Origin of the sequence: Psychrobacter sp. CAL346-MNA-CIBAN-0220 (assembly GCF_040309805.1) — a bacterium.
In the GTDB taxonomy this organism is placed as follows: Bacteria; Pseudomonadota; Gammaproteobacteria; order Pseudomonadales; family Moraxellaceae; genus Psychrobacter.
Window position 1 is genome coordinate 1,053,565 of record NZ_JBEOPF010000001.1, and the last position, 21,744, is coordinate 1,075,308.

The following is a 21,744-nucleotide window of genomic DNA, read 5'->3' on the forward strand; positions in this document are numbered from 1 at the left end:
GTTAGTTACATCATATGATAGTTTGGTCATCAAAGCAAATGAATACGTTAATACAACAGCTTTTATTTTTTAAAAAAATATTTCATTATTTATATACATATATTCATTAAAGTTGATATTTATGACATACATAGAAAAAAAGCGAGCAACGCCAACGAAATAGGTTACGCGCTGATCGTTATTATGAGCGTAATAGATATTCAATAGAAAGGTTCGATTGGTTATCAAGTCAGGTAACATTTGTATCAAAAATGAATATAGAGGATGATTGATACTGCTACTCCACCGTATAAAAGGTAGAGTAATTATTTTTGAGCAGCCAAAATCGCTGCTAATAAAATAGCATCATCAGGATAGGTAAGTTTGATGTTTTGACGGCTGCCAGAGACTAGGCGGATAGGTAAATTTAGATGTTCAAAAGCGCTGGACTCATCAGTGATATTAAGCTGATGTTCAGCGACATAAGATAATACATGACGCAGTTGAGCGACTCGAAAAACTTGCGGAGTTTGTGCTTGCCACATATTATGGCGATCGATAGTACGTTCAACGTAATCGTGTAGAGTACTCTCATACATAGGTTTGGATTGAGAGATGGACGTAGAGAGTTTAAGAGTATCGGCAACAGGCGTGGCTAAAATCGCACCATACGCTTCCAGCCTTGCTGCATCAATGACTTGATCAATATCATTACATGGCACTGCAGGGCGCGCGGCATCATGAATTAAAATTAAATCATCTTTATCAGCACCCGCTTCAACGATAGCCTCTACCCCTGCACGTACCGACTGCCAACGCTCAGCACCACCAATCGCATACTGTACTGGTAGGGCAAAATCAAGGGTCTGTGCAGTACTATCGTCTGCTGCCACTACTAGGAAGAAGTCGCTAATATAAGCGCTACGTGCAAGCCTTGCGACGCTATGTTGCAATAAGGTTTGACCTTGCAGCATTGAATACTGTTTGGATACAGACGCGCCAAAACGGCTCCCACGACCAGCAGCGACAATCATGGCATACACACGGGGATGAGTATTCATAGCATCATTATAAGTAATATGAAGTGAAGGGATAAGAGATATTTAAAGTAGTAAGGGGTGAATAACAGCAAACAGACACTAACAATGGATTATAAAAAACTAATAACGACTGTGAGTGGTTGGTGCAGTAGATATTTGCACAAAAGTTTCGTTGGGTTTAATGAGCCCTAAGTCTAAACGTGCATGCTCCTCTACCGCCTCAAGACCATTCTTAAGATCGTAAACATCAGTACGTAGCAAATTGTTTGCAGACATTTGGTTGTCATTTAAATGCTGCTGCTCAGCAATTTTTGTCAGCAATCTATTGTGCTCAAAATGACCGTTTTCACCCAGCCAATACTGGTATTGCAGCCCTAAAAGTACGGCAACCGCTAAGGCTAGTAGCATAAACTGGCTAAAGTATTTCATATAATAACAACGCCAAACGAGATAGAAATAAGAAGAGGAATAACCGCTGAAGCTGAATAGGCTAAAGGATATATAAAATAGGCAGTATATAAGAATAATCATATACTGCCCAGCTGTAAACTTATCTTACCCAGCCTTTATAACTAAGGTCAACTGACCAGTTTAAGCGTCTTAGCCACGTAAACCAATAAACTCTTCACGGCCACGATAGCTTGCACGTACTTGCTGTTCGATACGAAGCAGCTGATTGTATTTTGCGACGCGATCGGAGCGGCATAGTGAGCCTGTTTTTATTTGACCGGCAGCAGTACCTACTGCTAGATCAGCAATAGTGCTGTCTTCGGTCTCACCTGAGCGATGCGAAATAATGGTCGCGTAGCCGTTTTTCTTCGCTAGATAAATAGCGTCTAAAGTTTCAGATAGCGTGCCTATTTGGTTAAACTTGATCAAAATTGCATTAGCAATGTGCTTATCAATACCTTCTTGCAAGATAGCAGGGTTGGTCACAAACAGATCATCACCAACCAACTGGACTTTATCCCCAAGCTGCTGGGTTAAGTAAGCCCAGCCTTCCCAATCTGACTCATCAAGACCATCTTCGATAGAGATGATAGGATATTGACGCGCTAGATTAACTAAATAATCTGAGAACCCTTGGCTATCGAAGGTCTTATTGCCCTCACCTGCCAAGATGTACTGACCGTTTTTATAAAACTCACTGGCGGCACAATCTAGGGCTAAGTGAATGTCTTCCCCTGCTTTGTAACCGACCTGCTCAATGGCTTGCATGATAACAGTGATCGCTTCTTCGTTGCTACGCAAGTTAGGCGCAAAGCCACCTTCATCACCTACCGCTGTATTTAGGCCTTGAGATTTAAGAACCGATTTTAAGCTATGAAAAATCTCAGTACCAGCGCGCAGGGCCTCAGAGAAGCTGGTAAAACCAACTGGCTCAATCATAAACTCTTGGATATCGACCGTATTATCCGCATGCTCGCCACCATTTATGATATTCATCATTGGTACTGGCATGGTTAATGAAGTTTGATTACGCAAATCAGCGATATATTGATATAAGGGTTGATTCTGCGACTTTGCCGCCGCTTTTGCTACAGCAAGAGAGACAGCCAACATGGCATTAGCACCAAGACTGTCTTTATTTTCTGTACCATCCAGCGCGATCATAGCATCATCAATACTCTGCTGATCCGTCACATCTTTATCAACTAGTGCACTGCGAATTTGGCTGTTGACATTGGCAACGGCTTTTTTGACGCCTTTACCCATATAGCGATCTTTATCACCATCACGTAGCTCAAGCGCTTCACGTGAACCAGTTGAGGCGCCACTTGGTGCTGCTGCGCGCCCCATAGTGCCATCAGCTAAGGTCACATCAGCTTCAATCGTTGGGTTACCGCGTGAGTCTAAAATCTCACGGGCGCGAATGTCTTTAATTGCGGTGACGTTGTTGGTTTCTTCAGCGTACATAATGTCTGTTAATTCCTTTGGTCATGCCAAGTTTGTAGGATAAAAAAGGGAAAATAAAATACAAAAAGGATAAAGCAAATGATTGTATAGCGCATACGCTAACAGCACTACGAAATATCTATTTAGAACACTATTCAAAACATTAAATAGAGAGCAATTTATCAGCACTTTTTAGGGTCTGCTTGGTGTGCTAACAATTGGCTATAGTGCTTGGCATCATAGCATAAATTTCGTTAAACATCGCTTATCTTAGCGCGCGCTTTCCTCTAATAAACTGCATTTGGAGGTCTTTTATTCATAATTAGCCATATATTAATACTATATTAAATACTTGCTGAGCTTTGTGGTTCTAGCACAGGTACAGATACCGTATTATTTAGCTCCACATCGGTTTTAAAACGTGTCAAACGCAAGGCGTTCATCAATACTGAAATAGAACTGAGCGCCATAGCAGCGGCGGCGATCATAGGATTTAAGAAGCCAAAAGCAGCCAGCGGAATACCGAGACAGTTATAGATAAAGGCAAAAAATAAGTTCTGTTTGATATTGCGTACCGTTGCCTGAGCAATTTTTTGTGCGGCATCAATATGCATTAGTGACTCACCCATCAGACGTGCAGACGCACTATGCTGAGCCACATCAGTACCTTCAAACATCGCAAAACTGGCGTCAGCGGTCGCCATGGCTGGCGCGTCATTGACCCCATCTCCTGCCATCGCCACTTTATGCCCTGCGGTTTGCAATTTGGCAATTTGACTGGCTTTATCACGTGGGCTCATTTTGCCATAAGCCGCTTTAATACCCAACTGTCCTGCCACATGATCGACTACGGACTGTTTGTCACCACTCATTAATATTACATCAATACCCGCATTTTGTAGTGCGGTAATCGCTTGCGGCGTATCTGCTTTTAGATCATCAGCCAAGGCAAACGCACCTAAGGGCTCATCATTAATACTAACGGCAACGGTACTGGCAATTTGCCATACTTTTAGCATTAGCTTCGGTAGCGTTAAATTCGCAAAGTCTGCGGTACCCACTTTTACGATACCAAGACCTTCGATCTGCGCTTGAATACCCGCCCCTTTAATAACGCTGATATCAGTAACGGACAATAATGAGAGCTGGCGATCTTTAGCGGCATTAATCAATGCCGTTGCTAATGGATGACTGGCATGAGCTTCAACACTAGCGGCCAGCTGTAGCACCTCATCAACGGCTAATGATTTATCGACCATTACTTGATCGACGATAGTGGGTTTGCCAATGGTCAATGTGCCGGTTTTATCCAACACTACAGTATCGATATCGCCTGCGGCTTCTAGGCTTTGTGCGTCTTTGAACCAAACACCATGGCGCGCAGCTACCCCCATGCCCGCCATAATAGCTGCTGGGGTTGCCAAACCAAGAGCACAAGGACAGGCAATCACTAACACTGACACGGCATGCATTAGGGCGGTATCGATCATGCCGGTCAACCACCAGGTTAGACCAAAAGTAAGCAGCGCAATAGCTACCACCACTGGCACAAAAATAGCCGTTACTCTGTCAGCAAGGCGTGCCAGCTTAGCTTTTGAGCCTTGAGCGTCGCTGAGCGCTTGTACCATATCACCAAGTTTGGTGTCGCTGCCTTTAGCACGGACCCGGTATAATAAGCTGCCGTTTTCGACCAAGGCGCCTGCTAATAGTCCGTCACCTTCTTCTTTTTTGAGGGGTACTGATTCACCGGTTAAATGGCTCTCCACACACCAGCCACTGCCATCGATAACCACCCCATCCGTGGCCACCCTGCTACCTTGTTTGGCGCGTAAAATATCATCGACCTGTACGTCTTGGAGTGCGACATTATGAAAGTCGCCATTGGGCTGCTGCTGCTCAACTTCGTCTGGCGTTAGTGATAGTAATAAATCAATACTGTTTAGACTGTGCTTTTTGGTACGCTCTTCTAGATATTTACCCGTACGTACAAAGGCAATCACCATTACCCCTGCTTCAAAGTATACCTCAGGACCATAATGAACAGCGCTCTGTAGCCCTTGCAACATATTTCCCATGCTGCTATCGCCATGAGTCAGCCACGTATAAGTCGAATAGGCCCAAATGGTCACTGTACCAATGACCACTAGCACGTCCATATTAGCCAGACCACCTTTGATTGATGCCCACGCACTTTTATAAAATGGCAGTGCAAAACCAAACTGTACAATCGTTGCAAGTACAAACTGTATCCAAACCGGCGGCATCCATGCCATCCCTTGACCACCGAGCATGCCTGCCATCCCCACTAAGAACGGTAGCAGACAGACCCAAAGCCCAATTAAGCGCCATGGCAACTGTGTTGCGGTATCTTTATCAGTCTGGGCAAATAAATCATCACCTGCCTGCACATTCGCCACAAAACCGGTCTTATCGATCCATTCGGTGATTTGCTCTGGCGTGGTCTGCGTTGGATCGTAATCGACATTGGCAGTCTCGCCAGCAAAGTTGACGCTCACCTCATAGACAGCAGGCTTCTTATTGAGTACCTTCTCTATTCGTGACGCACAGGCCTGACACGACATTCCATCAATCGCCAGTTGTAAATGCGCACGCTGCGCCTGCAACTGAGTATTTTCTTGGATATCAGTCTTTACTTCGTAGGACTGGTCGGTAGCGGTGCGGGTAGAATCAGTCATAAATAGAACTCGTCATGGCGTTTGTAAATTACAGAAGCTATAAATAGAGGATATAAAAATATGTCGGTAAATAGATAGCAGGATAAAGGCAAACAAAATATATTGCTTACCTTAAGGTTAGGTTATTAGTCGACTTTTCAAGACCTAAGTCTTTAATGCCAAACTATTATACTAAAAAATATATTGATAATATATGTTAAATGACCATCGTTAACTTAAACTTAAGCACACCAAATATAAGTAGGCTAAATAATCTAAATTTACTGACATTTGGCCATTAAAAAACCAGCTATTATAGCTGGTTTTAGGGTGATCATTTACTTAGATTAAGCATTAGCGACGGTGGCATCAAATCCAGCATCGTCAATGGCAGAAGCAATCGTTTCTGCACTGGTCATACTGTCGTCAAAAGTGACAGTCGCTAGATTGTCCGCAAGTTCAACAGAGATAGTATCTAACCCTTCAATCTCAGCAGTAGCAGCATGGACACTGGCCACACATCCAGCGCAGGTCATGCCATCAATTTTAATAATACGTGTTTGATTTGCCATATTAGGCTCCTTATTGTTATTTATTACTCTCTTATTACTTGTGAGAATTTTTATAGACTAACCAATAGCTATTATAAGTTAGCCACTCACTACGTTAAGCGATATCACCCTTAACATCAAGCAAGTTTAGTAGAGATTTTATGACTAGCTCAGTCATTGCAGAGTTAACACGTAAGTCTTATATAACGGCTATCTTTTAAAAAATCAGCCCTGTTAGCGTTAAGTCATTAGTGACTTTTAGTACCGTTACTGCTCATCATGACTGTTCATCATTATAACGCGGGTTTTGTGGCGCATCGATAGGATACGGCTGGGTAACATAATCTACCATACTGATTGCTGCGGTAAACGCATGAATGCTGGTATCGTTATCATCATAGCGTATTAAAGCAGTACTAGTAGCAGGATCAAGCTCAATAGCAGTCACCCCAGTGATGTTTTTCAGTGCCACCATTACGCTGTCAACACCTTCGCTATCGTCAATATTTTCGATACTTACTTTTGCAACTTTGATTGCCATTATCTTATCCCCTTATTATTATATATTTGACTGTCAATTTTATTACTGGGTATCTAATACATCAAAGCCTTTAACCAAGTCATCGATCTGTTTTAATTGACGCAAAAATGGCTCTAGTTGATTCATACGCAGTGCGCAAGGCCCATCACACTTTGCGGTCTCAGGACTGGGATGGGCCTCCAAAAACAACCCTGCTAAGCCGGTTGCCATACCTGCACGTGCCAAAGTAGTAATCTGCTCACGGCGACCACCAGCACTATCGCTACGCGCCCCTGGCTGCTGCAAACTATGGGTCACATCAAAGAATACGGGCACCTCCATCTGCTTCATAGTATCAAAGCCCAGCATATCGACGACCAGATTATTATAACCAAAGGCGCTACCACGCTCACATAGGATAAGTTTATTATTACCCGCTTCAAGGCATTTATTAACGATATGACGCATTTCGTGCGGGGCTAAGAATTGAGCCTTTTTAATATTGATAATCGCGCCGGTCTTGGCCATCGCTTCTACTAAATCGCTCTGTCTCGATAAGAACGCTGGCAGTTGAATAACATCAGCAACTTCTGCCACTGGCTGTGCTTGATACGGCTCATGAACGTCAGTGATAATTGGTACTTGGTACTTCTCTTTGATTTGTCCAAGCCAATCAATGCCTTTGTCTAAACCGGGACCACGAAATGAGTGCAAGCTTGAGCGATTGGCTTTATCAAAGCTGGCCTTAAAAACATAGCCAATACCCAAACGCTGACAGATATCGATATACTGCTCGGCGATTTCAAATGCCAGCTCTTTAGACTCTAAAACGTTCATACCACCAAACAATACAAACGGTTGATCATTACCGATATTAATAGTGTTGCCATTACTGCTATCAAGCTGAATATGCGATTGTGCGGTTAATAAATTGTCCATGATGAATAGGTATCCTAATTATTGTTATTTATATCTTCAAACTTATTGTAACCGATAGAAGGGCAAAAAAAAGTGTACATATGCAATTAGCCATAATCGGTACAAAAACAAAACCAGCTATTTATAAAAGACAAGCATAAAAAAAGACCGATCCGCAGATCAGTCTTTTAGGTAAAAATTAAGGCCATAGAAGCTTAAAAACTACTTCTTATCGCTATAAGTTTTTGCTGCTTTTACAAAGCTATTGAATAGCGGGTGACCACCACGTGGAGAGCTGGTGAACTCAGGATGAAACTGGACAGCGATAAACCAGGGGTGATCGGCAATTTCTACCGCTTCTACCAAATGCTGTTTGGCAGAATAGCCCGACATCATCATACCCGCTTGCTCTAATGACTCAATATAGCGGTTATTCATCTCATAGCGATGACGATGACGTTCGGTGATGGTGCTGGCGCCATATATTTGGCTAAGTTTACTACCAGCGACCAGTTCTGCTTTTTGCGCGCCTAGACGCATGGTGCCGCCAAGATCTGAATCATCGCTACGAATTTGGAGCTCGCCGCGCTCATCTAGCCATTCCGTAATTAGGCCAATGATAGGTTCAGCAGTTTTACGATCAAATTCAGAAGAATTGGCATCAATATTTAGCACGTTACGCGCATATTCGATAACCGCCAACTGCATACCGAGGCAGATACCTAAATACGGCACTTTATTCTCACGGGCATAGGTAATGGCTTTAATCTTGCCAAACGTCCCACGCTCCCCGAAGCCGCCAGGAACTAAAATAGCGTCCGCCTGAGTCAACTGTGCCAGTAAGCTATCATCATTCTCTAAGCGCTCAGCATCGATATAGTCAATCTTGACTGCCGCTTTATGAGTGATGCCAGCATGGAGCAGAGCCTCATTAATAGATTTATAGGCGTCAGGTAGCTCAACATATTTACCTACCATCGCGACCGTTACCGTGGTCTCTGGATTGAGCTGCGCGGCGACTACTTTATCCCAATCGCTCAAATCAGCTTCAGGTAAATCAAGACCGAAACGCTCACAGACCAGATCATCAAGATCTTGCTCATAAAGCGTACGTGGTATCTGATAGATGCTTTCCGCATCTTCACACATAATGACCGCACGCTCTTCGACGTTGGTAAATAGTGAGATCTTACGGCGATTATCGAGTGAGATGTGATGCTCAGAGCGGCAAATTAGGATATCAGGTTGCAGACCGATAGAGCGCAGCTCTTTTACCGAATGCTGAGTCGGCTTGGTTTTGGTTTCACCGGCACTTGCAATATAGGGAACCAAGGTTAGATGCATCAACATAGCGCTGTTGCGACCGAGCTCCACTTGCATTTGGCGTACTGCTTCCATAAAGGGTAGCGACTCGATATCACCGACCGTACCACCAATCTCGATAATAGCGATATCATAACCTACACCACTGGCAAGAATTTTGCTTTTAATCTCATCGGTGATGTGCGGAATAACCTGTACTGTACCGCCAAGATACTCACCGCGGCGCTCTTTATTGAGGACGTTCTGATAGATGCGCCCACTGGTAAAGTTATTACTCTTGCTCATTTTTGAATGGCGTAAAAAACGCTCATAGTAGCCCAAGTCCAAATCGGTTTCCGCACCATCCTCAGTGACGAATACTTCACCGTGTTGAAACGGGCTCATGGTCCCTGGATCAACATTAATATAAGGATCCATCTTGGTCATCGTCACCTTCACACCACGCGCTTCAAGGATCGCGGCAAGAGAGGCTGCGGTAATACCTTTTCCTAGTGAGGACACTACCCCACCGGTCACAAATATAAACTTGGTCATAGTACTCTGTCGGTAATTGGTAAAGAAGGATTTTACTAAAAATACGCCACAAAATATAGGGCAAAAGCACAAACTCTCTGAAACTCTTAGTTTTTAGCGCTTGCTTATTACGAGATACTAACTATTTAAGCGTGCTATAACAAAAAACTCACCCTGAAGGATGAGTCTTTTAGCTTACTATCTATCCAGAGTATTAATTTAGAATATGTATCTAAACTACCGACCACCACAGATGGCCAATACATCAAAATTGCCGTATGTTCTGACTGCTTCTCTAGTATCGCAATCTTGTGCCGACTGTTTAACGATATTGCTCTGTCTAATGCCTAATTAATCAGTAGTAGCATTGTTTAGAGCCCACTCATAGAGCTTTTTAATTCCATAGCTTCCAGGGTCTACTAACTCCAGCATATCCGCACAAGCTTCAGAACAAAATAACCGGTATACAGGATTGTAAAATCCTGGGGTTTTTGGTCTAAGTAAAGCAAGATAGTCATATTTGAAATGTTGGCGTTTATTGAACCATCGTACAACATATTCCATATCGCAAATAACGGGTAGCAGTACCCAGTGACTGCCTGACATATCAATATTCTTACGCCGTAGTCCGCCATCACGATGACTTGAGCTGATACAATCGTAGCACTGATTACCAAGATCAGCGACGATGAGCTCACAATGACTGAAAGGCGAGCCATCAATCATACTAATAGTTCGGTCTAACAGCTTTCCATGTTTAGCAACATAAAAAGCTAAATAGGTAGGTTGCATCACACAAGTAAGTTGCATAGTAAGCGTCAAAAGTCCTTTTTGAATAGCATCAAACTCTACAGTTTAGTTTTTTTATCCTAATACCTTGTCTAACCAATTACGACATTTTGAGTTTATCGCTAATAAGTTTATCAAATCTAGAAAATAAAAACCTTCTAAGATTCATGGTTTAATAAGTGGTTTATTTATTCTTTGAGCATATCTAATTGAGTTGCCCACCGATATAGCTTCCTAGGTCCGTAGCTCCCAGGGTCTACTAACTCGAGCATACCTGCACAAGCCTCAGAACAAAATAACCAATGTGCAGGATCATAAAAGCCTGGGATTACAGTTCTAATCAAACCCGGGTAGTTATATTTGAAACTTTGGCGTTTATCGAACCAGCGTAAAACATAGCACATATCGCACAGAACCGGTATCAGTACCCAATGACTGCCTGTCATATCAATACTCTTGCGCCGTAGTCCGCCATCACGATGGCTTGAGCTGATACAGTCGTAGCAATGATCACCAAGATCGTCAATCACAAGTTCGCAGTGACTGAAAGGCGAGCCGTCAATCATACTAATGGTTCGGTCTAACAGCTTCCCATGATCGGCGATATAAAAAGCTAAATAGGTGGATTGCATAGTAAGCCTCCAAAGTTCCTTTTTTAAATTAGGCTTTAAACTATAGTGCTCTTTCATATTACTTTAAAATTGGACTAAATAAATTTATATTATAGTATAGCGATAATATTCCCTTTACTATTGATAGTTTTATCATCATAAAATAAAAGTAACCTTTCATATATCTCTTGCAAAAGTCACAATTTAAGCTTGAAATTAATCAAACCTGCAAATAGCGTCATTCTTAGATCATAACAGTGATAATGATTACGATACCTTTCAGTAGCAATCAGTAGCAATTTTGAAAGCCTTAATCAAACTTGTTGTGTGTTCACTTGGGATGCAACAGCGAGGTAAATACTGGTTTGCTACTGCACCACTACTTGAGCTTTTAAGGTGTGTTGTTTACGCTTACTACTACAGTAGTTTCTTCGTTTTTTTTGATCGAGGGGTCGAGGTTTCAGTAGCGTCGCTGATAACAGCTGTCCAGTTAATGTTGTCACTGTCGCCTTAAGGCCATTTTTTAGATAACTCGAACTGTCCTTAGTCGATAATAATATCTTTTATTTTGTGAACTATACGGCTAGAAGATGACTCATAAAGGCCAAAGTCCATACCGATATGATAAAGAGTTCGGTATGCACGCCAATAGGTAAGCACAAGCATTATCTGCACTTTCAAGGAGAGCTCATCCAGACGACCTACTTTAGTCTTCGCAGCGTCATGTTGTTGCATGATCTCTCACATGGCATAGCATAAAAAGGGACTTTTTGAATATCCGTGTAGTGTTTGAAGCCTGCATTATTTTTTTAAGTAGTTTGTTTATTTCTGATATAGCGCTTTGTTCGTTAAGAATAAATGACTTGTTTTAAAAGATTAGACGGCTTTTGTAAGAGGTCTAATATTGTTTGATAAATCACTCACTAGTAAAGGTATCGATCTTACTTATTTATCAACTTAGTGAGAGTACTCTAACCGTCATTGGTAAAAGAGAATTTTACTAAAAATATGTCATAACATATAGTGCAAAATTTAAACTCAAAGTTTTTGATACTCACCCATTGTATCGTATTTATTATTTATGAGTAATTAAACCTTATTCAAAATATTTATAACAAAAAAAACTCACCCTGAAGGATGAGTCTTTTATCATACGTTTATACCAGTTCGATACTAGAATAAGTATTCTAGACCAGCACCGATAGCCAATACATCAGCATCGCCACGTGCGCGAACCTTTAAATCGTTACTTACATCTTTATCACCTTGATCTCTAATAACGAACGTATCATTATCTAAATCAGCTGAGTTTAGACCAGCATAAGCATGAGCAATCATGTTCTTTTTGAACATATATTTGCCACCTAAGACGATTTGATCTGAATCATTGCCGCTAAGACCACTTAAGCTCTCAGTTTTATTGTACTGAAGATAGACAGCAGCGGGTTTAGCAAAGTTGGTTAGACCCATTTCAGCGCTTACTACTAAACCTTTTTCTTCATCATCAGTATTATCATAGTCAGCTTGCTGATATAAAGCGCCTAGTTTTACAGGGTAAGCAACATACTTGCCTAGATCGACAGTCGCGCTACCACGAACGATATCACCAGCGATACTCATGTCTTTGTCCATAGCAACACCGGCAGTGAAGCCATTACCTGGATTGTAGACTAAAGAAGCACCATAGCCATTATCATTACTATCGCTGAAGCTTTCGTCAGCACCATACTGTAGCGCTAGCTCTAGTGGTAGGTTATTATATTTAGGGGCTTTCCAGACGATAGAGTTATTAACACGGCCACCATCAGTTAGGGTCAAGGCTTCAGCAACGGTACCGCCTTTAAGAGAACTGGCGCCAAGATTGTCCCAATAACCTTCAGTAACCGTTACGTTGTTAATATAATCAGTGACTGAGTAGTTACGACCAAAGCGAAATTCACCGAAGTCTTTATTTTTTACACCTAGATAAGTATCACGGCTTTTAAAGCCAATGTTATCATCAGTGCCATCAATTCTGATGCCATATTCTAACTGATAAATAACATCAGTATTAGCAGTAATAGCTTCAGAACCTTTAAAGCCTAGGCGTGAAATATTTGAGTTGACTTGTAATGAATCACTATCGTTTTCAACCTTTTCAAAAGGGGCGTTCATAGCCTCGACATTTAGGTCAGCGTTAACATAGTCGGCAGTAACGAACGCTTTACCATAGACAGTCGGTGCCGCTTGAACTGTAGATACTGATAGAGCCGCGATTGCTGAAGCTAAAAGTAGTTTTTTCATGGGGGTATCTCCACTTTACAATTTTAGTAATAAGCTAGCTATGATTAGCTGGTGCTCATAATGGTATCGTCACAAATCCTCAAAGATATAATGTGTAACTGGCTACCGAGGTTAGTCAGAAACAAGTGTGGCGAAATGCTATTACCGTAAGATGAAAAAAACCATGACTTACATAACTGAGACTATCCATGTAACCATTATGTAAACTTAGGTCTTTAACGCTCTAGTGTGTAACATCCGTTACCAAACTCATACTTCAGCTACAAGCATAACAACTTTGACATAATTTGCAACAATTTTTTTGATATTTAATTATGGCAATTACTTAGGTCAGCGCTTAACCACTACTATCATTAGGGATTAGGCTAAAAAAACCTTCAGCCACAAAAAAACACTGCCACCTATCAGGGTAGATAGCAGTGTTTTATACAACCTTACTTATAAGGCTGATTAGTAAAGCTATAATAACGGCCAGCTAACTGTAGTTGAATGAATTATGAGCTGGTCAAATGCAATCTTTATCTTTAGTTTATAAGCTGCCTTTTAGAGTCCGACGTGCATGGTGCAATAATGGTTCAGTATAGCCACTCGGCTGCACACGACCTTTAAAGACCAAATCACAAGCGGCTTTGAACGCTATTGAGTTTTCGAAGTCAGTGGCCATTGGTTGATAACCAGGATCACCCGCGTTTTGCTCATCGACGACTTTTGCCATACGCTTCATGACTTCCATCACTTGCGACTCGCTGACGATATCATGATGTAGCCAGTTGGCAATATGTTGGCTTGAAATACGTAAAGTAGCGCGATCTTCCATTAGGCCGACGTTATTGACATCAGGCACTTTTGAGCAACCAATCCCTTGGTTCACCCAGCGTACAACGTAACCTAAGATACCTTGGGCATTATTCTCAAGCTCTTGTTGCACCTCCTCATGAGTCCAATCTGTATCTTTGGCCAACGGAATGGTCAAAATATCATCTAGACTCGCACGTTTACGCGACTTTAGGCTATCTTGGACTTCAGCGACATTCACCGTATGATAGTGCATGCTGTGCAGAGTCGCGCCAGTTGGTGACGGAACCCAAGCGGTATTAGCGCCTTGCTGGGGATGGGTGATTTTGGTGGCGACCATCTCTTTCATATCATCAGGACGCGCCCACATGCCTTTACCAATCTGGGCGTGACCTTGTAAGCCGGTCTCAAGACCGATATCAACGTTCCACTGCTCGTAAGCTGGCTGCCACGCTTGAGCTTTCATCTTAATCTTACGTACGAACGGTCCAGCATTCATACTGGTATGCATCTCATCACCAGTACGATCCAAAAAGCCAGTATTGATAAAAATAACGCGCTCTTTTGCTTGGCGGATGGCTTCTTTGAGGTTGACCGTCATCCGGCGCTCTTCATCCATGATGCCCATTTTAAGAGTATTACGTGGTAGATCTAATACATCTTCGGAGGCGGCAAATAACTCACTGGCGAATTTTACTTCATCAGGGCTGTGCATTTTTGGCTTAACAATATACATAGAACCGGTACGCGAGTTCGACAGCTTAGTCTTACCCTTAATATCATTTAACGACATTAATGGGGTGATTAACGCATCCATGATACCTTCAAAAATCTCTTCTTGACCCTCGCCAAGATCGACTAAGATCGATGGGTTTTGCATCAAATGCCCAACATTACGAATCAATAATAAGGCACGACCTGGTAATACCAGCTTGCCACCTTCTGGAGTGGTATATTCGCGATCTGGATTTTGCTTACGGGTACATACTGTACCGTTTTTCTCAAAGCTTTCTTCTAGATCACCATTCATGAGGCCAAGCCAGTTACGATAGACATCGACTTTTCCGTCGGCATCAACCGCCGCAACCGAATCTTCACAATCTTGGATCACGCTAATAGCAGACTCAAGCAACATATCTTTGATATTGGCTGGATCGTCTTTACCGATAGGATTATTAGCATCAATCTGAACCTCAACATGCAGGTTATTATTCTTCAGTAAAACACCTGTTGGGCTACCCGCTTCACCAACATACCCAGCAAATTTACTTTGGTCTTGTAATTGGGTGTTGCTATCGCCTTGGGCAATGGCAAGCTTGCCATCAACGATTTTGAAGCCAGTGACGTCATTATATGAGCCTGAGGCTAGGGCAAAATTATCATCTAAGAATTTTTTGGCATAAGCCACTACTGCCGTGCCACGAATCGGATTATAGCCTTTCGTGGTCTCTTGACCATTGTCTTCGCTGATCACGTCAGTACCGTAGAGCGCATCATAGAAGCTGCCCCAGCGTGCGTTGTTGGCATTCAAGGCATAGCGAGCATTTTTGACCGGCACCACCAATTGTGGCCCTGCAATATCAGTAATCTCTTTATCGACATTTTTGGTGCTGACTTGAAAGTCATCGCCTTCTGGCAACAAATAGCCGATATCTTTTAGAAATTGCTTATATAAAGGGTAGTCAATCTCGCCACCTTTGGCAGGATGATCCAAATGCCACTGATCAATCTTGGCTTGCAACTCATGACGGGTAGCTAGCAGCGCCTTGTTACGAGGCGTGAACTCCTTGACGACCTTCTCAAAACCTGACCAATAACTATCCGAATCAACGCCAACTTTAGGTAGTACTTCGTTTTCAATGAAATCATACATCTGCTGGTCGATTGCAAGAATGCCTTTTTGGATGCGATTAGCGTGAGAAGCCTGACTCATAGTGGTGTCCTTATGTGTTCGTTAGATTTATTGAGGTTAGTTTATGACGCTTACGGTCTAAACTACTAGCGATCTAAACTAATAAAGCTGGGTGCCGAACATTCAGTCCAAATTTGAATGGTACGCTTGGCTGGTTGGCAACGGTTGCAGTGCTGATGAGTATTATTAATAAAGCAGCACTGACCTACTCAGTTATCACGGGTTACTGACGTTATTTCTACTACTAACCGTTACACCTATTATTGAAACTGGTACTGCGCTTGCACAATGATGTCATTTAAATAGTAAGTTTAATAACGATATGTCTTATAGTAACTGTCCTAATAGCAGACTTTGGTTGCAACCCTATCTCTATAGATAGTAAGACAAAACACCTAGAAAACAAAATAGCATCCTACTATCAAATAATAAAATAAGCGATAAAAAGCCATTCAGCAGATAAATAATGAAGTTTTATGAAATTTATAACCTATAGCCCATCTAGCCTTGGAAATAAAACAGTGCTTAATAAATAAGATAACTCATGAGTAAGACTAAACTGTAAGTAATCATTTCAGGGAGGGTTTATGCTTAACGGTTATCTATTATGACCAATTTTTATTTACGGTGATATTTAATCCATTAAATCAAAACACTGCCAAGGCTGATACAATAACCGCTATAAACAACGACTCATTGATAAAGCCTGAGCAGCCTATGAATACCAGTAACAACACTTTGCATAACCCTATGGGTAACCATAGAACAGTAGAAGAAAGCCGACAAGAAGACTGTGAAAAATACGATTCTGAAAAAGGTAGTTTTGAAAAAGGTAGTTTTGAAAAAGACGGTTCTAACAACGAAGACAGTATTGATATCACTCAACTACGGACGCCTCTTAAGGTTGATCTGTCTTCTATTTATAACTTCTTAGGTGGCAGAACTACGGATGCTTGGGTAGATAAAGCGCTTAGCAATCTACCTACAATTATTCAAGACCATGCCAATTGCGAAAAGAAAGCCGCCGGTACCGCGATGAATCTGATCTTTCGTTACGAGTTCTCTTATGACTTACAGTGCAAGCTTGCGCAGCTGATACGCGAGGAGATGCTGCACTATGAACAAGTGCTAGGTATCATGCATGAGCGTGGACAGGAATGGATCTATCTGAGTGCGGGCCGCTATGCTAAGGGCATGCTTAAACACAAGCGTACTTATGAGCCGGCAGCGATGGTAGATATATTGATCATCGGTGCATTCATTGAAGCGCGCTCTTGTGAACGCTTTGCTGCACTAGCCGCTAAGATTGATGACGAACGCTTGGCAAAGTATTATCGGTATCTGCTCAAGTCAGAAAGTCGTCATTTTGAGGATTATCTAGCACTGGCGCAGTCTTTATCTGATGATAATATCGATGAACGTGTGGCGTTCTTTAAAGAGGTCGAAGCTGAGCTAATAGCCAGTCCTGATAAAAAACTGCGTTTTCATAGTGGCGCGCCCGTTTAGTCACGGCTTAAATAAATGCGCCTAAAAGCCTTATTGATGTCTGCTACCGCTCAACTCTGCTACCTTACAGTCTAAATATAAATCAAGCACAAAAAAAGCAATTGTCCCGCCTTTATTATTAATATTGGCTAAACACAATTGCTTTTTATTGGTAATAAGCTATTAGTGATTGTTCAGTAGTAGCTATTTACTATGTCTGACGTTATTACTTGTTGTTGTCTTCCATTAGCGCACTATCATATTGCTTATGGCCTTTGGCTACATGATGCGGATCATGATCAGCGGTTACGCGCTCTGCTGCCGCTGGATTGACTTTTTGTAAGGCATCATCAGGTATAATTCCTGCATTATCATTAGCGTCTTTTAATTGATAATTTTTATTATTGCTTTTTTGATCGTCTTCATCATCAACATTGATATCCTTTGGCGTATCCATAAGTGCTCCTTATTATGATAGTCATTATTATAATAGTCATTAAGTAAAAATAGGCTTAACAAGATGAATCATCCAACGGGTATTTATTTAGTCTTTTTCATCAGGATTTAGAATACGCGTTTGGGCATTATCAACATTGGCATAGCGATTCATATCATTTAATTCCTCGCTTTTAGGCTCTTCACTACCAACCGTATCTTCATTAATATTTTCATCAAAAGGACTGCCTTGTTGGTCACGACGGTCAGGCTGACGCGCAGGATTGTCACCATCATTAACATGCTCTGAATGTACGACACCTTCTTCAAAGGTGTCAGTACCTTTATTAATAGTGGTATCGTCTTCAATGTTACTATCGGCATCATGGAAAATCTCTGAGCCTATCATGCTTTCCTGAAAGGTCTCCGTGCTCTTATTATCAGCACTCTTATTGATAGCAGTATTATTGACATTAGTAGTGTCTTCAATATCATCATCTTCAAGGTAACCTGACCCTATTACGGTTTCTTGAAAAGTCTCGGTACCTTTAGTATCAAGCGTATTTCCTGCAATATCACTGTCATGATGATTATGATGATCAATAGGACTGGCATTAGGTTCTTGAGGAACAGCGTCTAGGCCGTCGATACGAGTCTTAGTTAGTGCCGGATCTTTAGTTTCCATTATAATGCCCTTAAATAATAGTATCCTTAAATAATACGCTTAGAATACTTAAATGGTTATTGTTAAACACCTTATACTCGTTACCCTGATTCCCTTATAGTAACCGATAGATCATCAGTGAACGTTTAGATGTCATTACCTTCTTGACTTAGGTCATCAGCACGTAAATCGCCAACATTTTTGCCACCGGGCGGTAAATTCTCTTCTTTACGAGGGTCTGAATAGATCTCGTCCGTTTCTTGTGACTCTTGCTGCGGTCCCTTTATATTTGGATCATGTTTACGCCCCTCATAGCTGTCTCTTGTATTGTCAGGCTCCCTGGCTGCAGGATCGTTGACCACTACTTTCTCTTCGTCACTTTCCATTCTCGCTGCTGCAGAACTAGAGACCACAACGTCTTTTTCATCGAGCATTTTTTTATGGGTAGTCATAGCATCTCCCTTGCAAATAGTTGATATTTATAGTTATTTATCTGTGCGCACCTCTTCATCAATAAAAGGCGCTTTTTGCTCTTCGGTCAACGATTCTGGAGCATCTGTTTGTTTTTGATCTTCTAAATTTTTTTTGATTTGCGTAACATCAGCATGGTCTGCCGCTTCTTTTACATCTGAAGTATCATTAGTAGTGGTACTCATCGAAAAACTCCTCTGTATTCTTTGTCATTAATCATCTATAAATCGGTGGTTGCTAAAGTAATTAACTGCCCTCTCTGTCTAACCATTAAAGTATCTAACAGTTAGACAAAGAGCTATTGCCTCAATATTAATTATAAGTAGTCTCTTAACTACCATACCAGTGTACTGCCGTATCAATGTGTGAATAAATGTGAGGGTTAAAGACAGTTTGTAACTTATTCTCAGCGAGCAGCTATAATGAAAAAGCCAAGTAAGGAATGTCATCCGTACTTGGCTTTTTATAAAGACAGGATAGTAAACAATAGGCTACACGGGCTCACCAACGTGGTTGATCACCTTTAATAAGTAATCTTGCGCGATGTGCGGTGGCTCACCTACTGCGGGTTGTATTTGCTGCCAACTGCCATCGCCACTAAGTGTCCATGCTTGCATGTTGTCTTGTAAATAATTTTGTAGGCCATCCTCATAAATTTGTTCAAACAGTGTTTTATCTTCAATCGGAAACGCAACCTCCACACGGTGGAATAGATTGCGATCCATCCAGTCGGCACTACCACAATACAGACGCTCATCGCCATTATTATAAAAGTAATAGATACGGGTATGCTCCAAAAAACGACCAATGACAGAGCGCACAGTAATGTTCTCAGAAAGCCCTTGTACTTGCGGGCGTAAACAACATATAGAACGTAAAATCAGCTCAATCTTAACGCCAGCTTGCGAGGCATCATAAAGCTTACTAATGAGTCGGCGTTCAGTCAGGGCGTTGACCTTGACAATAATATGCGCGCGCTTGCCAGCTTTGGCATGGGTAATCTCATCATCAATAAAGTCCATTAACTTATCATGTAAAGTAAATGGCGCATGTAGCAGCTTTTTGAGATTGGCAGGTTTACCCATACCTGTCAGCTCTTGAAAGATTTTATGCACATCTTCAGAGATATCAGGATCAGCACTGAACAGGCCATAATCGGTATAAACCTTGGCATTGGCCGCGTGATAGTTACCGGTCCCTAGATGAATATAACGGCGGATACGATCGTCCTCACGGCGGACGATAAGCATCAGCTTAGCATGGGTTTTATAACCAACAATGCCATAAACCACTACTGCCCCGGCCTCTTGTAAAAAATTGGCCACCGCAATATTGGAGGCTTCATCAAAGCGTGCGCGCAGCTCAATGACGGCGGTGACTTCTTTACCATTACGGGCAGCGGCAGCAAGTGCTTGGACTATTTCTGAATTGGTGCCCGAGCGGTACAGTGTTTGCTTGATAGCTAAAACTTTGGGGTCATTTGCAGCTTGCCATAATAGATTGATAATCGGTGAGAAAGCATGAAAAGGATGGTGTACAAGCACATCGCCTTTACGCATCGCCGCAAACATACTGGTGGTTCTATCAAACTTATCAAATTCACGGCGGAAGGGCTTGGGAACGATATGGTTAAATGGCTGATAACGCAGCTCTGGAATATTGAAATCAAATAACAAGCGGGTCAAGTTTACCGGCCCATTGACACGGTACAACTGGTTGTTATGCAGCTCAAACTCATTAAGCAAATAATCGCTAATATGCGTCGGACATTCAGTAGTCACTTCAAGGCGTACCTTATCCCCAAAACGGCGATTTTCAAGCTCACCTTCAAGTGCTTTGGCAATATCATCGACGTCATCGGCCAAGTCTAAATCGGCATTACGCGTCAGCCTAAACTGATGACAGCCTGTGACACTCATACCGGGGAACAGCTCGCCGATGTGCTCGTGAATAATCGCAGAAAGCATCACATGATGCTCTTTACCGCCAGTCAGCGCATCAGGCAGACGAATGACGCGCGGCAAACTGCGCGGCGCTGGCACAATAGCGAGATTAATATCACGGCCAAAAGCGTCTTTACCTTCTAAAGTAGCGATGAAGTTAAGGCTTTTATTAACCAAACGCGGGAACGGGTGCGCCGGATCAATACTGATCGGAGTCAATACTGGCGAGACTTGTTCAGTAAAGTAGCGCTTCATCCATGCTGATTGCTCAGCGTTGAGCTCGTCACGTTTTAGATAGCGGATATCTCGCTCAGCGAGTGCCGGTAAAACGTCTTCGTTCAAGATACGATATTGCTCATCAATAGCATCGTGCGCTATCGCTGATATTTCGTTTAGAATTTCACTAGGGCGCATGCCGTGTGGATCGCTCGCCACATCACCAAGATTTAGCTTTTGCATAATACCAGCAACGCGAATCTCAAAGAACTCATCCATATTGGATGAAAAAATAATCAAAAAGAACAAGCGCTCAAGCAACGGATGGCGTGGGCTGGCTGCTTGCGCTAAGACTCGTAGATGAAACTGCAATAGTGACAAGTCGCGATTGATATAGCTGCTGGGTGAATAGCTGCCATCTTCTGAGCGCTGCCATGCAATTTGGGTGAGCTTGTCATTATTCTTAGTAGGGCTACTTTTGCTATTGCTGCTATTAACATTACTATTTTTAGCATTAATATCGTTAGTATTAGCGTCATTACTTAGGTTATCGTTCGCGCACGCCATGCCACTGCTCCCTTATGGTTATTAGCTATAGTTATCCCTACTATAGTCGAATCCATATGATTTCGATACTAGAAAACCGAGCATAAATCGTATGTATAGTAGGTTAAGCGATGGTGATGCTGTAGCGACTTTATTTATAGCGTTTTATTAACCCTATA

Annotated in this window: 19 protein-coding genes; 1 reads left to right on the forward strand and 18 read right to left on the reverse strand. The window is 42.1% G+C overall.

Annotated features, from left to right (window positions below; all coding sequences use genetic code 11):
- Positions 1-305: 305 nt before the first annotated feature.
- The 13 genes from ispD to AAEY88_RS04120 all read right to left on the reverse strand — a co-directional run bounded on the left by ispD (position 306) and on the right by AAEY88_RS04120 (position 15,826).
- Entirely contained in the window at positions 306-1,040 is a 735-nt protein-coding gene (ispD, locus tag AAEY88_RS04060) for a 2-C-methyl-D-erythritol 4-phosphate cytidylyltransferase (protein ID WP_350559413.1), read from the reverse strand.
- A 99-nt stretch (positions 1,041-1,139) separates the two neighbouring features.
- Entirely contained in the window at positions 1,140-1,448 is a 309-nt protein-coding gene (locus AAEY88_RS04065; protein WP_350559416.1) for a septum formation initiator family protein, read from the reverse strand.
- Positions 1,449-1,619: 171 nt separating this feature from the next.
- Complete coding sequence (gene eno / locus AAEY88_RS04070; protein WP_350559419.1) at positions 1,620-2,936, reverse strand: phosphopyruvate hydratase; 1,317 nt, start codon at positions 2,934-2,936, stop codon at positions 1,620-1,622.
- Between the two features lie 323 nt (positions 2,937-3,259).
- The gene (locus AAEY88_RS04075; RefSeq protein ID WP_350559422.1) at positions 3,260-5,611 is read right to left on the reverse strand and encodes a cation-translocating P-type ATPase; all 2,352 of its coding nucleotides are present in this window, start codon (positions 5,609-5,611) and stop codon (positions 3,260-3,262) included.
- Between the two features lie 326 nt (positions 5,612-5,937).
- Positions 5,938-6,162: a cation transporter gene (locus tag AAEY88_RS04080; protein ID WP_350559425.1), complete on the reverse strand. Its 225-nt coding sequence runs from the start codon at positions 6,160-6,162 to the stop codon at positions 5,938-5,940.
- Between the two features lie 256 nt (positions 6,163-6,418).
- Positions 6,419-6,682, reverse strand: coding sequence for a cation transporter (locus tag AAEY88_RS04085; protein WP_350559428.1), 264 nt, complete (start codon positions 6,680-6,682; stop codon positions 6,419-6,421).
- Positions 6,683-6,724: 42 nt separating this feature from the next.
- Positions 6,725-7,600 (reverse strand): 3-deoxy-8-phosphooctulonate synthase, encoded by an 876-nt coding sequence (gene kdsA, locus AAEY88_RS04090; RefSeq protein ID WP_350559431.1) that lies wholly within the window; start codon positions 7,598-7,600, stop codon positions 6,725-6,727.
- Positions 7,601-7,801: 201 nt separating this feature from the next.
- Complete coding sequence (locus tag AAEY88_RS04095; protein WP_350559434.1) at positions 7,802-9,436, reverse strand: CTP synthase; 1,635 nt, start codon at positions 9,434-9,436, stop codon at positions 7,802-7,804.
- 330 nt (positions 9,437-9,766) lie between these two features.
- Positions 9,767-10,225, reverse strand: a complete 459-nt coding sequence (locus tag AAEY88_RS04100; RefSeq protein ID WP_350559437.1) for a hypothetical protein — start codon at positions 10,223-10,225, stop codon at positions 9,767-9,769.
- A gap of 167 nt (positions 10,226-10,392) precedes the next feature.
- On the reverse strand, positions 10,393-10,836 hold the full coding sequence (locus tag AAEY88_RS04105; protein WP_350559440.1) for a hypothetical protein: 444 nt from the start codon (positions 10,834-10,836) through the stop codon (positions 10,393-10,395).
- 522 nt (positions 10,837-11,358) lie between these two features.
- On the reverse strand, positions 11,359-11,550 hold the full coding sequence (locus AAEY88_RS04110; protein ID WP_350559443.1) for a transposase family protein: 192 nt from the start codon (positions 11,548-11,550) through the stop codon (positions 11,359-11,361).
- Between the two features lie 438 nt (positions 11,551-11,988).
- Positions 11,989-13,098, reverse strand: coding sequence for a porin (locus AAEY88_RS04115; RefSeq protein WP_350559446.1), 1,110 nt, complete (start codon positions 13,096-13,098; stop codon positions 11,989-11,991).
- A gap of 529 nt (positions 13,099-13,627) precedes the next feature.
- On the reverse strand, positions 13,628-15,826 hold the full coding sequence (locus AAEY88_RS04120) for a malate synthase G (protein ID WP_350559449.1): 2,199 nt from the start codon (positions 15,824-15,826) through the stop codon (positions 13,628-13,630).
- Between the two features lie 696 nt (positions 15,827-16,522).
- On the opposite strand from AAEY88_RS04120, the gene AAEY88_RS04125 reads away from it, so the two are divergent.
- Positions 16,523-17,311, forward strand: coding sequence for a tRNA-(ms[2]io[6]A)-hydroxylase (locus AAEY88_RS04125; RefSeq protein ID WP_350559452.1), 789 nt, complete (start codon positions 16,523-16,525; stop codon positions 17,309-17,311).
- Between the two features lie 205 nt (positions 17,312-17,516).
- Here AAEY88_RS04125 and AAEY88_RS04130 read toward each other — a convergent pair whose 3' ends face one another.
- From AAEY88_RS04130 to ppk1, 5 genes are all read right to left on the reverse strand, one after another.
- Entirely contained in the window at positions 17,517-17,747 is a 231-nt protein-coding gene (locus AAEY88_RS04130; protein WP_350559455.1) for a hypothetical protein, read from the reverse strand.
- Between the two features lie 87 nt (positions 17,748-17,834).
- Positions 17,835-18,410 carry a hypothetical protein gene (locus AAEY88_RS04135; RefSeq protein ID WP_350559458.1) on the reverse strand — a complete coding sequence of 192 codons (576 nt, stop codon included), beginning with the start codon at positions 18,408-18,410 and terminating at the stop codon, positions 17,835-17,837.
- A gap of 125 nt (positions 18,411-18,535) precedes the next feature.
- The gene (locus AAEY88_RS04140; RefSeq protein ID WP_350559461.1) at positions 18,536-18,841 is read right to left on the reverse strand and encodes a hypothetical protein; all 306 of its coding nucleotides are present in this window, start codon (positions 18,839-18,841) and stop codon (positions 18,536-18,538) included.
- Positions 18,842-18,874: 33 nt separating this feature from the next.
- Positions 18,875-19,045, reverse strand: coding sequence for a hypothetical protein (locus tag AAEY88_RS04145; RefSeq protein ID WP_350559464.1), 171 nt, complete (start codon positions 19,043-19,045; stop codon positions 18,875-18,877).
- Positions 19,046-19,351: 306 nt separating this feature from the next.
- Positions 19,352-21,586: a polyphosphate kinase 1 gene (gene ppk1, locus AAEY88_RS04150; RefSeq protein ID WP_350559467.1), complete on the reverse strand. Its 2,235-nt coding sequence runs from the start codon at positions 21,584-21,586 to the stop codon at positions 19,352-19,354.
- Between the last annotated feature and the right edge of the window lie 158 nt (positions 21,587-21,744).

What these genes read in the sequence shown, in the direction of transcription:
- AAEY88_RS04085 (WP_350559428.1), bottom strand. Translation starts at nt 6,682, where the DNA reads ATGGCAATCAAAGTTGCAAAAGTAAGTATCGAAAATATTGACGATAGC.
- AAEY88_RS04125 (WP_350559452.1), top strand. Translation starts at nt 16,523, where the DNA reads ATGAATACCAGTAACAACACTTTGCATAACCCTATGGGTAACCATAGA.
- AAEY88_RS04115 (WP_350559446.1), bottom strand. Translation starts at nt 13,098, where the DNA reads ATGAAAAAACTACTTTTAGCTTCAGCAATCGCGGCTCTATCAGTATCT.
- AAEY88_RS04095 (WP_350559434.1), bottom strand. Translation starts at nt 9,436, where the DNA reads ATGACCAAGTTTATATTTGTGACCGGTGGGGTAGTGTCCTCACTAGGA.
- AAEY88_RS04120 (WP_350559449.1), bottom strand. Translation starts at nt 15,826, where the DNA reads ATGAGTCAGGCTTCTCACGCTAATCGCATCCAAAAAGGCATTCTTGCA.
- AAEY88_RS04080 (WP_350559425.1), bottom strand. Translation starts at nt 6,162, where the DNA reads ATGGCAAATCAAACACGTATTATTAAAATTGATGGCATGACCTGCGCT.
- kdsA (WP_350559431.1), bottom strand. Translation starts at nt 7,600, where the DNA reads ATGGACAATTTATTAACCGCACAATCGCATATTCAGCTTGATAGCAGT.
- AAEY88_RS04130 (WP_350559455.1), bottom strand. Translation starts at nt 17,747, where the DNA reads ATGGATACGCCAAAGGATATCAATGTTGATGATGAAGACGATCAAAAA.
- AAEY88_RS04100 (WP_350559437.1), bottom strand. Translation starts at nt 10,225, where the DNA reads ATGCAACTTACTTGTGTGATGCAACCTACCTATTTAGCTTTTTATGTT.
- ispD (WP_350559413.1), bottom strand. Translation starts at nt 1,040, where the DNA reads ATGAATACTCATCCCCGTGTGTATGCCATGATTGTCGCTGCTGGTCGT.
- AAEY88_RS04145 (WP_350559464.1), bottom strand. Translation starts at nt 19,045, where the DNA reads ATGAGTACCACTACTAATGATACTTCAGATGTAAAAGAAGCGGCAGAC.
- AAEY88_RS04105 (WP_350559440.1), bottom strand. Translation starts at nt 10,836, where the DNA reads ATGCAATCCACCTATTTAGCTTTTTATATCGCCGATCATGGGAAGCTG.
- AAEY88_RS04075 (WP_350559422.1), bottom strand. Translation starts at nt 5,611, where the DNA reads ATGACTGATTCTACCCGCACCGCTACCGACCAGTCCTACGAAGTAAAG.
- AAEY88_RS04110 (WP_350559443.1), bottom strand. Translation starts at nt 11,550, where the DNA reads ATGCAACAACATGACGCTGCGAAGACTAAAGTAGGTCGTCTGGATGAG.
- AAEY88_RS04065 (WP_350559416.1), bottom strand. Translation starts at nt 1,448, where the DNA reads ATGAAATACTTTAGCCAGTTTATGCTACTAGCCTTAGCGGTTGCCGTA.
- eno (WP_350559419.1), bottom strand. Translation starts at nt 2,936, where the DNA reads ATGTACGCTGAAGAAACCAACAACGTCACCGCAATTAAAGACATTCGC.
- AAEY88_RS04140 (WP_350559461.1), bottom strand. Translation starts at nt 18,841, where the DNA reads ATGACTACCCATAAAAAAATGCTCGATGAAAAAGACGTTGTGGTCTCT.
- AAEY88_RS04135 (WP_350559458.1), bottom strand. Translation starts at nt 18,410, where the DNA reads ATGGAAACTAAAGATCCGGCACTAACTAAGACTCGTATCGACGGCCTA.
- ppk1 (WP_350559467.1), bottom strand. Translation starts at nt 21,586, where the DNA reads ATGGCGTGCGCGAACGATAACCTAAGTAATGACGCTAATACTAACGAT.